At 57.5% G+C, this 11,917-nt stretch carries 8 protein-coding genes; all 8 read left to right on the top strand.

Features of this window, described 5'->3' with window-relative positions:
* Positions 1–488 precede the first annotated feature (488 nt).
* Positions 489–1,259, top strand: coding sequence for an IclR family transcriptional regulator (locus ACWRN3_RS12150; protein WP_026266071.1), 771 nt, complete (start codon positions 489–491; stop codon positions 1,257–1,259).
* A gap of 518 nt (positions 1,260–1,777) precedes the next feature.
* Positions 1,778–2,854 (top strand): 2,3-butanediol dehydrogenase, encoded by a 1,077-nt coding sequence (locus tag ACWRN3_RS12145; protein ID WP_476740772.1) that lies wholly within the window; start codon positions 1,778–1,780, stop codon positions 2,852–2,854.
* Positions 2,855–3,461: 607 nt separating this feature from the next.
* The gene (locus ACWRN3_RS12140; RefSeq protein WP_476740771.1) at positions 3,462–4,820 is read left to right on the top strand and encodes an ABC transporter substrate-binding protein; all 1,359 of its coding nucleotides are present in this window, start codon (positions 3,462–3,464) and stop codon (positions 4,818–4,820) included.
* A gap of 63 nt (positions 4,821–4,883) precedes the next feature.
* Positions 4,884–5,840, top strand: coding sequence for a carbohydrate ABC transporter permease (locus tag ACWRN3_RS12135; protein WP_476740770.1), 957 nt, complete (start codon positions 4,884–4,886; stop codon positions 5,838–5,840).
* Positions 5,837–6,715, top strand: a complete 879-nt coding sequence (locus ACWRN3_RS12130) for a carbohydrate ABC transporter permease (protein ID WP_476740769.1) — start codon at positions 5,837–5,839, stop codon at positions 6,713–6,715. The genes ACWRN3_RS12135 and ACWRN3_RS12130 overlap by 4 nt, the downstream gene beginning before the upstream one ends.
* Positions 6,716–6,839: 124 nt before the next feature.
* Positions 6,840–7,346 (top strand): VOC family protein, encoded by a 507-nt coding sequence (locus tag ACWRN3_RS12125; protein WP_476740768.1) that lies wholly within the window; start codon positions 6,840–6,842, stop codon positions 7,344–7,346.
* An 892-nt stretch (positions 7,347–8,238) separates the two neighbouring features.
* The gene (locus ACWRN3_RS12120) at positions 8,239–10,446 is read left to right on the top strand and encodes an alpha-ketoacid dehydrogenase subunit alpha/beta (protein WP_476740767.1); all 2,208 of its coding nucleotides are present in this window, start codon (positions 8,239–8,241) and stop codon (positions 10,444–10,446) included.
* Positions 10,447–10,477: 31 nt separating this feature from the next.
* Positions 10,478–11,842 (top strand): pyruvate dehydrogenase complex dihydrolipoamide acetyltransferase, encoded by a 1,365-nt coding sequence (locus ACWRN3_RS12115; protein ID WP_476740766.1) that lies wholly within the window; start codon positions 10,478–10,480, stop codon positions 11,840–11,842.
* The last annotated feature ends 75 nt before the right edge of the window (positions 11,843–11,917 follow it).

The raw sequence follows: 11,917 nt of genomic DNA, 5'->3' as shown, positions 1-11,917 counted from the left end.
ACGCGTTACGGTGGGACACGAGGACCTCCTGGTTTGTGTTCGCTCTCGACAAGCACCACACAACACCCGGAGGTCCTCTTATTGCGTCAAATCCGTCCCCGAGTCACCAACCTGCCGGGACAGTACATCTAGTCATGGAGCATCATTGCTTTCTCAGTGACGGCAGCTGGCAGGATTGCGGGAGTAGCCTTGTCTCTATCTTGAATTCATTTCAAATAGTAGCGCCATATGCGCGACATGTGAACCGCAGCACAACGAAAAGGTGGAGCTGGGCGCGCGTAGCGGGGACGCTTGCTCACGGGGCCGGTTGGTTTGCAGGCCCTTGTGAACCCTGTCGGCGACCCCTGCCCCGGTGAAGTGGCCAAGTTGCGGCGGCCGCAGCACAAGGGCTGCATGCGACAAGGCAGGAACCCGAACGCCGGGCGTCCAGACGGCACCACGGAACGGGACATGAAGCAATTCAATATAGTGAAAGGTACACTAGGGCTGTGGTTACAAATATGGGAGATCCCGACCTCAAAAGTCAGACCCGCATTCAGTCGGTTAGCCGTGCGGTGCAGATTCTGCTTGCTGTTGCTGAATCTGAGGGCCTTCAAGCCAAACAGGTGTCCGAGCGCTTCGGACTGTCCCTCCCCACTACTTACCACCTGCTCACCACGCTTGCGGCTGAGGGTATGGTGACAAAGGACGATCGGCGCTACTTCCGTCTTGGACCGAGGGCGGCGATCATCTCCGACGCGTATGCGCGGGCGGACGTTGTACCGGCCAGCTATGCACGGGCCATCAACTCCCTGGCGCAAAGCACTGGGGAAACCACCTATCTGAGCGTCTGGCGCGGTGGTGCTGTGAAGGTGCTGGCCACCGCAGAGGGTGCCCATGCAGTCCGCGTTGTCGGTTTGGACACCGGCTACTCCGACAATGTTCATGCTCGTGCCAGCGGCAAATTGCTGTTAGCTTTCGCACCAGTGGATGTCCGGGAGGCAGCAATAGAGCGGATGCGCTTTACGCCTCTCACCCCGAACACCATCACAAAGAAGAAAGAATTCCGCCAGGAACTCGAAGCAATACGTGAGCGCGGTTATTCTTTCGATCGACAAGAGTTTCAACTCGGAGTGGACTGCGTTTGCTTTCCGATCTTTCAGGCCGAGCACGTAGTTGCCTGCATTACGATCTCATCGCCTTCCACCAGGTTTGTGGATACGGAGCAAGATCTTATCGCCAAGCTCGCTGAAATTACCGCCACACTCAGCGTCAACTGAGGCGCACGTGCCCTATCGAGCCAACAGCAGTGGTGGGCCAGGGTTCTTGAAGCGTTTGTGCCCTTGCGGCCACCGCCAAACTTCTAGGGGCCAGTAGAGGTTTCTGCACGATGGAACCGATTTTGAAGAGTTTGGCCCTGCATTTTCCTTGCTGAGTAGCAAATGTATCCGTTACGCTGTGGCGCGGACGCGGTTGCGTCTGAGTGAAGCATTTATCGGAAGCCCTCAGCTCCTTTAGCATTTACCCCCAACTCCCCGCCGACGGCATTGGGCGTTGGGGCGAGCCAAGTTGCGCATGTACCCGAAACTTGTTGTAAAGCATGTCCAGCCAGGCACTACGACCTGCGGCGAGGGCCAGTTGACCGGCAGTTAGCAACAACAGGCATAGCCCGACTCTGCTTCGATACTTTGCGATTTGACGACAACAGCTTCCCCGATGGGTTCCGAACAACGCAGCCCACCCCACCAACTCCCCTATCCCTTAGCGCCGTCGGCGCAGGACCATAACGAGGAAAATTATGAGAGCAGCACGCTATTACGGCCGCGGGAATATTCAGATCGATGACGTTCCTGAGCCGGACGTGGCGCCAGGCACCGTAGGTATTGATGTCGCATGGTGCGGCATTTGCGGCACCGACCTCCACGAGTACCTTGAGGGACCCATTTTTTGTCCCCAGCCCGGTGAGCGACACCCTGCGTCCGGAGAATCTTTGCCTGTTACCTTGGGCCACGAGTTCGCGGGAACCGTATACGCAGTAGGTCAGGGCGTAGACGATATTGTCCCAGGCCAGCGAGTCGCGGTGGAACCATATATCGCACGCGACGACGTCAATACCGGACCTGACAGCACGGATTATCACCTTTCAGAAGGCTTAGGTGTAATCGGCCTAAGCGGCGGAGGCGGCGGGCTCGCAGAGAAAGTCGCGGTTCCACGCCGCTGGGTGCACCCCATCCCCGACTCTGTCCCCCTTGACCACGCCGCTCTGATCGAACCGCTGTCCGTGGGATACCACGCCGTAGAGCGATCCGGGGCTAAAGCCGGACAGGTTGCCCTCGTTGGGGGCGCCGGCCCGATCGGTCTGCTGACGTCCGCCCTGCTAAAGGCTTTGGGCGTCACCGTCATCGTTTCAGAGCTCAGTTCCCTGCGCCGGAAGAAGGCCTCGGACGCGGGGGTCGCCGATCACGTTTTGGACCCGAGGGAGGTCGACGTAGCCGAGGAAGTGCGCCGGCTAACCAAGGGCCGGGGCGCCGACGTGGCATTTGAGTGCAGCAGTGCACAAGCAGTTCTGGACACCCTTATTGACGCTGTCCGCCCGGCCGGAACCCTAGTCGTTATCGGAATTTGGGGAGATCGGGCGGCCATCGACTTATTTAAACTTGTCGTAAAGGAAATCGATCTACGTGGTGCCTTCGCGTACGTCAATTCCTACCCCGCCGTCATCGAACTGCTGGGTTCGGGAAGGATTGACCTTGAGCCGTTCGTGACGCATAAGATCGGCCTTGACGGGCTGATCCAAGAGGGCTTTAACACCTTGATCCACCATGGCGAGACTGCCGTAAAGATTATTGTTTCGCCCTCGGGCAAGGGACTCTGAGACCGCAATCCTGTTCCCTCCGCTGGTCCCGCAGAGCATCCCCATGCAGCCTAGGGCGTGGAGTTATACCACACCACAAATGTGGCTTTTGGTGGCGCACGAGCGTGTGAAAGCTAACGAAAATGGCGAGGCTGCTGGCGCATGCATCCGCATGGGAGGCACTCAAGGCGGCTTGAAGAGTCTCCTGCCAACCAAGTTGCGGCCCGTAACGCCTTGAGGTGTTTCCCAAGGCCAGGCGAAAATCTCCTCCGCCAGTGGAGAGTGATATGGGCCTTTTCAAGGCCCTGCCTGGCTCTTGCTGCATCGACATGGTCCGAACCGGTGACGGTGAGCACGGGACCCGATACCGGGGATGGGCGCCGACGCCGATGAACCGGTCCGGGCAGCAGAAAGGCGGCCTTCCCAGTTGTCTGTTCGACCTTCTCCCCCTCTCCGGTCCGCGTGGTCAGAGCTGTGCAATCCGTGCGGCTTGGAGCCCAAATTCCTTGCTTCGCAGACAGTCGTATTTCATATTATGAAAGAGCTTCAAAATAGTGATTGTTATTACAGTCTTTTCCCAGTATCGTGACAGCACGAGGGCGCCTGCCCTGCACGTAGAGAGGATTCAATGAAGAACCTACGCTTCACAAAAATCGCCGCTAGCAGCCTCTCAGCGGTGTTTACCGCCGCATTACTTACGGCCTGCACCGGCGCCGGAGGCAGCGGCGGAACGACTGGCGACGTCACCCTTAATCTCGCCACGCCAAGCTTCTCCCAGATGAAAGACATGGAGAAGCTTGCTCCGGAATTTGAAAAGTCCCACCCGGGTATCAAGGTGAAATTCACTTTCCTCGAGGAGAGCGATCTTCGTGACGCCGTCACCAAAGACGTCGCCACGAAGGGAGGCCAGTATGACGTCGTCACGATCGGAGCCTACGAGACTCCAATCTGGGCCGCGAACGGTTGGCTCTCTGACATTGGCGCCCGCGCAGAAAAGACCGACGGCTACGACGTCAACGACATCTTCCAGCCGGTACGGGATGGCAGCTCATACGAAGGGAAAATGTACTCAGCCCCGTTCTACAGCGAGTCTTCCTTCCTGATGTATCGAAAGGACCTCTTCGAAGCTGCTGGCTTGACTATGCCTGCACACCCCACCTGGGACCAGGTTGCCAGCCTCGCCGCCACTCTGAACGACCCCGCCAAGGGCGTTTCGGGAATTATCCTCCGAGGCAAACCAGGATGGGGCGAGTCCCTGGCGCCCCTAAACACGGTAGTCAACACCTTCGGCGGTCAGTGGTTCGATAAAGACTGGAATGCCAAGCTCACCTCTCCAGCGTTCACCGAAGCGACGAGGTTTTACGTCAATCTGCTGAAGTCGGCTGGACAGCCGGACCCGGTCTCGTATGGTTTCGCAGAGTCTCTCAATCTTTTCACGCAAGGAAAAGCGGCAATGTGGTACGACTCAACGTCGGCCGGTGGAGTCGTTGAAGACCCAGCTACTTCAAAAATAGCCGGCAAGGTGGGCTACGTACACGCACCCACCAAAAAGACCGCCGAGTCTGGCTGGTTCTGGTCGTGGAATCTCGCTATCCCCGCAACTTCAAAAAAGCAGGATGCTGCATGGGACTTCATCTCATGGGCGACTTCAAAGGAGTACGTGAAGCTGGTGGGTGAAAAAATCGGCTGGACCCAGGCTCCTCCTGGAACCCGGGAATCAACCTACTCCATCCCTGAGTACCTCAAAGCCGCAGGTTCCTTCGCCCCGCTGACGAAAGAAGTAATGCTCAACGTCAACACGCTGCAACCCGGAACTGAGCCCCAGAACTGGGTCGGCGTGCAATACGTCGGTATTCCGGAGTTCCAAGACATAGGCAACCAAATCTCCCAAGGGTTCGCCGACGTTATATCCGGCAAGACTGATGTTGACACATTCTTGGCGAACTCGGAGAAAATCGCCCAAGCCGCGGGCGACACCCACAAATAGCAATCGTGCGAGAGGGTCCCGAAGCATTCGGGACCCTCTCCAAAACCCTCGAAGACGAGACCAATGACTTCCCTTACTATCCCGCTCGCCGATCCTCCCTCTGAGGGCCCCGATGACGACAAGATCGTAGTTAAAACCCCTCGTGCTACCAGTAGGAGAGGTATCGGACTTGCTCGGGCACTGCTCTGGCCAGCCCTCACGGTGTCGATCGTTCTCACCCAGCTCCCTTTCCTGTTTACGATCTACTACTCGTTCCAGTCCTGGAATCTGCTGAAACCCACTCAGCAAGGCTTTGCGGGCTTCGCGAATTATGTGACCGTTTTCTCTAACGGCGTGTTTTTATCTTCGTTGTTCAACACAGCCCTTATCACGGCGGCTGCTGTATTGCTCTCATGCTTCTTCGGTCTGGTGCTCGCTGTGTTGCTGGATCGCCCCTTCCGAGGTCGAACCTTAGCTCGTACACTCCTTATCACGCCGTTTCTTATCATGCCTGCCGCTGCAGCATTGATCTGGAAGTGGTCCATGCTTGAAGCAAGCACCGGCATAGTCAACTGGTTCACCGGGCTGGCAGGCATCCCGCCCGTAGCTTGGAACACCGATATCCCAGTCGTTACGGTCATCATGGTGCTCGCCTGGCAGTACACGCCATTCTTCATGCTGATCATCCTTGCCGGGCTGCAGTCTCAGTCGAAAGAGGTGCTCGAGGCGTCAGCTGTCGATGGGGCCGGACCCTTCCGGACCTTTGCCTTCGTTACCCTCCCGCACCTCCGGCAGTACATCGAAATCGCTGTACTGCTGGGGTCGATCCAACTTGTGCAGGTCTTCGACCCAATCGCCATCATGACGCGTGGTACTGGCGGAACAAAAACCCTTGCGTATCTAATTTACGAGCGTGCATTCGTCGGCCTCGAAGTCGGTGAGGCGGCCGCGTACGGGGTTGTCACGGTCATAATCACCCTCCTCATAGCAAGTGTCGCCCTTCGCACGCTGTTTAAGATCTTCACGGAAGGAACGAAATGATATCCTCCGTCACTTCGACCAATGCACGCACCACTCGCGTCGGTGCACAGTCCGGCCGCGCCAAGAAGCGCATTCGGGGGTCGGCCGTAACTCTTTTGACCTGGTGCTTTGTGATGCTCTTCTTCTTCCCCGTCCTCTGGATGATTCTCACGTCCTTCAAACCAGAGACCCAAGCCGCGACAAGCCCGCCTACCTTTTTTGCTGACTGGACGATGGAGAACTTCCAGGCCGTATTCTCCAGCGAAATGGCACCATATTTGATCAACTCGTTCAGCGCCTCGCTGGTATCGACCGTGATAGTGCTAATGCTGGCTATCCCTGCGGCCTACGCCCTGAGCATCCGTCCAGTGGTAAAAGTACGCGACGCTCTTCTCTTCTTCATTTCGACAAGATTCATGCCCGTCGCGGCATCCATCATCCCCGTATACCTGATCCTGCAGTCACTCGACCTGCTTGACAACATCACGGCCCTAAGTGTGCTCTACGTGGGTGTCAATCTTCCGATCGCGGTCTGGATGATGCGCTCCTTCTTCTCAGAGGTGCCAATCGAGATCGTCGAGGCTGGGCAAATTGATGGCGCCAACCTACGTACAGAGCTATTTAGGATTGTGCTGCCAGTCGTCCTACCTGGTGTGGCTGCGGCAGGCCTCATCTGCTTCATTTTCGCTTGGAACGAATACTTCTTGGCGAACCTGCTGACGTCCTCGATGGCCCGAACTGCACCCCCGTTCCTGTCGAGCTTCGTTGACGGACGGGGACTATTCCTATCCGTACTTTCCGCAGCTTCAACGGTGGCCGTCCTCCCGGTGGTCATCGCCGGTTGGTTCGCACAGAAGCAGCTAGTGCGCGGCCTCGCAATGGGAGCTATTAAATAAGGAGGCACACTCCCCCAAACGTCGTTAGGACCCCAACAAGGAAATTTGCACGAAGGGCATAGGCGGCCAACTGAGCTGAAACGGCTCATCCTGTATTCGGACCGGAAGTAAGGATTACAGCACGATGGCAATCAATGAAAATCTTATCCAAGGTCTCGTAAAGGCACTCGGCCATGGGGTGGACCAAGTGGCCCTTTTAGTTGAAGACCTGGATAGCTCCCTCGAACTGTGGACTGGCCTGGGCATATCTGACTGGCGTATCTACACCTACAGCCAGGACAACATTGCCACTCCGACGTACCGCGGTAAGCCAGGAGAGTTCAAGTTCCGTTTGGCACTTGGTGGCAGCTCTCCCCAGGTGGAGCTTATTCAACCGTTGCGAGGGCCGAGTATCTACCACGACTGGATCGCCGAACATGGATACGGGCTTCATCACCTAGGCTTCTTCGTGCCATCGATCGAAAAGTCAATCGAAGAATTCAAAAACGCTGGTCTTGACGTCATCCAGTCGGGCCGGGGATACGGGGTGGACCTGGACGGAGGCTTTGCCTATATAGACCTTCCAGGCTCACCCCTGGTCTTGGAAGCGATCGAAGTACCAAAACGACGCCGGCCGTCGGAAAGCCTATGACCACGCAGTCAATCCCCTCGATTCTGAACGTTGAGGACTAGGCAACAACAATCGCCAATGGTCCCGGCTAACGGAGCCGTTCTTTGTGTCTAAAGAGCTTGGCGAGCAGGATCTGCCCGCTCTCCTGTTCCTTCGTCGATCTTGTCAGGTGGATCGTCTTCCGATGAACTCGTCTGCTGCTGAGGGAAATTCCGTGTGATTCGACCCGGCTCCTGTAGGCAGGGCGCGGTTCAAAGGACGACAAAGTCGCCGCTGGTCTGGCATGCGTGGTGCAGGGGCCGGACCACGATTTCCGTGGCCGGGGCATGAGTCCGTCGAAGTTGGCCTCGTGGAGATTCGAGGAGATCGCGGCTGAGCGTTGTTTCTAGTAGGCGGCGTCCACGACTCTCCTGAGTCCTTTGGCGGCGTCGGTGGCCATTGGGAGGAGCCCGAGGTCATCGACAACGACGAGTTCGCCGCGGAGGATTCCCGTTAAGGCGTTGGTGACGCTGTCGTCGGTGGGTGTGCAATTCTCGCTTCGGCTGGGGAAGTTCCGACGCTCGCGCTGCCCTGTGCCCAGCCGCGTCTGCTAGCGCGTGATGGAGCGAACCTGCCATTCGTCCAAGACAAGTCCCTAAACCTAAACTTTCACCAAATGAATTTAATTCCATATGTTGACCATAATCCTTGGTCCATGCGAGTATTGATTATCGGCCAATGAGGCACGTATTAGGGCCCTCAAGGATGAGGAACACAGAATGCCGCCCGCCGACGGACCCATTCGGTACTCCGCTTCTAGACCTACCCGTTAGCTGGTGTTTGCAAGCGGGCAAACGGAGGTCACGGGCGCTAAATCCTCGTCTTGTGCGCTAAGTCATGCCGTCCGAGGACTTTCATACCCGTGGAGAAATCAATGTCACGCAGCAAACCCCTGACCCCTGATGTGGAATGGCTCGAGTTGGCCACCACGGCCCAGGACTGGAAAAAAGCTGATCCGTCCTTGCTGAAAACGATGCTCGTACAAATGCAGATCATCCGATCTTTTGAAGAATCTGTGCTGGAGCTGGCTGCCGAAGGACTTGTCCATGGCCCCGCACACTCAAGCATTGGGCAGGAAGGTGGCGCTGTAGGCTCTGCAGTGATGCTGCGCCCCGGCGATGGCGTCAACGGTTCTCACCGCGGCCACCACCAGTTCCTCGCCAAAGGGCTTGCTTATCTGGCGCGCACCACCGGTGGCACCATGGATCCGGTGGACCCGGTAAGCGCAGAGGTCCAGGCATATCTTCAGCGGACCTTGGCAGAAATTCTCGGCCTTGACCAGGGTTTCAGCCATGGACGAGGCGGATCCATGCACCTGCAGTGGATGGAATCGGGGGCGCTTGGCACGAACGCCATTGTCGGCGGAGGTGTCCCCCTAGCGGCCGGTAACGCCTGGGCGCAAAAGCATGCCCCTACATCGGACGCAGGGACCGACATTACCGTTTCCTACTTCGGTGACGGGGCAACGAATATAGGTTCCGTCCTGGAAACCATGAACCTTGCAGCGGCTTGGAAGTTGCCCCTTTGCTTCTTTATCGAAAACAATCTCTATGCCGTGTCCACGCATGTTTCGGAGGTCACGGCTGAATCACGTCTCTCCGGACGAGGCCCAGGATTCGGAATCCGTTCCTGGCGTGTAGACGGTATGGATCCCTTGGCTGTGCACCTTGCGATGTTACAGGCCACTGCGCACATGCGCTCAGGTGGAGGTCCTACGCTCATTGAGGCCGAGGTATACCGCTACTTCCACCAGAACGGCCCTTTCCCTGGCAGTGCCTTCGGATACCGCACCAAGGACGAGGAGAACGCATGGCGTAAACGAGATCCCATCGTGCGCGTGACGAAGGAATTGAAAAAGCTCGGGTATCTCGATGATGCAGTCATCACCCGAATGACAGACAAGATCAAACAAGCCTGCACCTTGGCCGTAACGGAACTGACCGAACAGGACCCGGACGGCAAGATCGGAAAGCGACGCATCCGACCAGCTCTATGGCCTGACCCATCCTTCGTCGATATCGGGATCCGCAGCGATCTTTCAGAGCTAGAATCTGCCAGGACGGAGGAAGAGTCCTCCTTCACGGGTGAGCTCGCGAAGGGCAGGTTCATTGATGCGGTAGCCGATGTCATGCAGGCGCGCATGGACGCCGACAAGTCGATCGTGGTCATAGGCGAAGACGTCCACCGCCTCAAGGGTGGAACCAATGGCGCAACCCGCGGGCTCAAAGAAGCACACCCTGAACGGGTTTTGGGGACACCTATCAGCGAAAACGCGTTTGCCGGCCTGGCAGGTGGCATTGCTATGGACGGCCGATTCAAGCCAGTAATTGAATTCATGTACGCCGACTTCATGTGGGTCGCCGGCGACCAACTCTTCAATCAAATCGCCAAGGAAAGGCACATGTTCGGCGGCAGAGGTGAAATGCCCCTCGTCCTTCGCTCTAAAGTGGCCATGGGAACCGGCTACGGTTCACAACACTCCATGGACCCGGCCGGCATCTTCGCTACATCTGCCGGATGGCGAATAGTAGCCCCCTCCACGCCCTTCGACTACGTCGGGCTTATGAACGCCGCTTTGGCAATCAACGATCCAGTGGTGATCATCGAACACGTTGACCTCTACACCAGCACCGGGACAGTACCGGTCCAAGACTTCGACTTCCAAATCCCCTTCGGCAAGGCCGCCATCCGTCGGACCGGTAAAGCCTTGACGATCCTGACCTACGGTGCGATGGTCCACCCCACCCTTGATGCCGTCGGTGACACCGGAACGGACGCGGAGGTCGTCGATCTCCGCTGGCTCGACAAGGCAAGCATCGACTGGGACACCATTGCGGCCAGTATTAAAAAGACGAACAACATCCTTATTGTCGAGCAGGGCACCCGGGGGACGTCGTATGGCGGCTGGCTCAGCGACGAAATCCAACGACGGTACTTTGACTACTTGGACTACCCGATCCAGCGGGTCTCAGGCGGAGAAGCCTCCCCCAGCATCTCAAAAGTTCTGGAACGGGCGGCCTTCGCCGGACGACCCGAAATAGCTGCAGCCCTGAAGACCATCAAAAAAGACCAGAGCCTCTAAGCAGAGCCCCAAGAAATCACTGGAGAAAATAATGCCCGCATTGATGAATATGCCAGAAGTCATGGCGAACGCCACGGAGGCGGCGCTGTCCACTTGGCTGAAACGCGAAGGCGATAAAGTTTCCGTCGGCGAATCGATAGCAGAAGTGGAAACTGAAAAAGCCACCGTCGAAATCGAAGCCGAGTCCGAAGGAATTGTCGCCCGGCTGCTCGTGGAAGAAGGAACCAACGTCGACGTTGGTGCACCAATCCTCATTATTAGGGCTAGCGGGGACACCGACGCAGAAGTTGCTGCGCTCCTGGAGAGCGTCCAGAACCCGACCGACAGCACTGATAGCCCCTCCGGTACTGCCCCGCAAGTCCCAAGCGAAACGACCCCCGCTGAAGCGACAGAAACCAACACACCCATTGTAGAAAGCCCCATAACTCAAGAGCGAGATGTCACTCCTCCCCCTGTCAACACCGGCAACGTCCACGGGCGCATCTTTGCTTCGCCTCTTGCCCGGCGCGTTGCAAAGGACAACGACCTCGATGTAACCTCCATCGCCGGAACAGGTCCGAATGGTCGAATCATACGACGCGACGTCGAAAAAGCGGTTCAATCCAAGACATCCCCAACAGTTGATGAGGGCGCGGGAACCACAGCTTCCCCCACGAGCACTGTGACCCCCGACGCCGCACCGCAGCATGCCGGAGCAGAGCAACCCCGCCCAGGAGCAGGACCCGTATCTGTCCCCCACACCAGGATGCGTCGAACCATAGCCCGGCGTCTCACCGAGTCGAAGAGCACCGTCCCCCACTTCTATCTCACCGCTGACGTCAAGATGGATGCTCTCCTGGCACTGCGGCAGCAGATCAACACCGCCGCCACACGGCGCATCACCGTCAACGACCTCGTCGTCAAGGCGGCCGGCCTTGCCCTACACGATGTCCCGGAGGCCAATGTAAGTTGGACGGAGGACGCCCAACTGCAATACGCTACCGCAGATATTTCCGTTGCCATCGCAGTGGACGGCGGCCTGCTGACGCCGGTCGTAAGGGCTGTGGAATCGCAGCCCCTCATCAGCATCAGCACCACCATTGGTGATTTCGTCGAACGGGCCAAGGCCGGCAAGATCCGCCAAGATGAACTGGCGGGCGGCAGCTTTTCGATCACCAACCTCGGCATGTTTGGTACCAAGCAGTTCTCGGCGATCCTCAACCCGCCGCAGTCAGCAATCCTCGCCGTGGGGGCGGCGGAACCCCGAGCCGTAGTCAATGATGGGGAACTGGTCATCGCCAACATTATGACCTGCACCCTTTCAGCAGATCACAGAGTCATCGATGGGGCCGTAGCGGCGCAATGGATGAACGCCTTCAAATCGCGCGTGGAAAACCCCTTGACGATGCTCCTATAAATCCGCCGTTGGACGGACGAAGAGGGTCAGTTCCACTAAATACGACACTTACTGCTCCCCGATTGGCCCCTGCCC

This window comes from Pseudarthrobacter sp. rb (genome assembly GCF_056389225.1).
This window is presented reverse-complemented; position numbering and strand designations above follow the sequence as displayed.

Coding starts and splice junctions, on each gene's coding strand:
- ACWRN3_RS12115 (WP_476740766.1), top strand. CDS start 10,478: ATGCCCGCATTGATGAATATGCCAGAAGTCATGGCGAACGCCACGGAG.
- ACWRN3_RS12130 (WP_476740769.1), top strand. CDS start 5,837: ATGATATCCTCCGTCACTTCGACCAATGCACGCACCACTCGCGTCGGT.
- ACWRN3_RS12120 (WP_476740767.1), top strand. CDS start 8,239: ATGTCACGCAGCAAACCCCTGACCCCTGATGTGGAATGGCTCGAGTTG.
- ACWRN3_RS12145 (WP_476740772.1), top strand. CDS start 1,778: ATGAGAGCAGCACGCTATTACGGCCGCGGGAATATTCAGATCGATGAC.
- ACWRN3_RS12125 (WP_476740768.1), top strand. CDS start 6,840: ATGGCAATCAATGAAAATCTTATCCAAGGTCTCGTAAAGGCACTCGGC.
- ACWRN3_RS12140 (WP_476740771.1), top strand. CDS start 3,462: ATGAAGAACCTACGCTTCACAAAAATCGCCGCTAGCAGCCTCTCAGCG.
- ACWRN3_RS12135 (WP_476740770.1), top strand. CDS start 4,884: ATGACTTCCCTTACTATCCCGCTCGCCGATCCTCCCTCTGAGGGCCCC.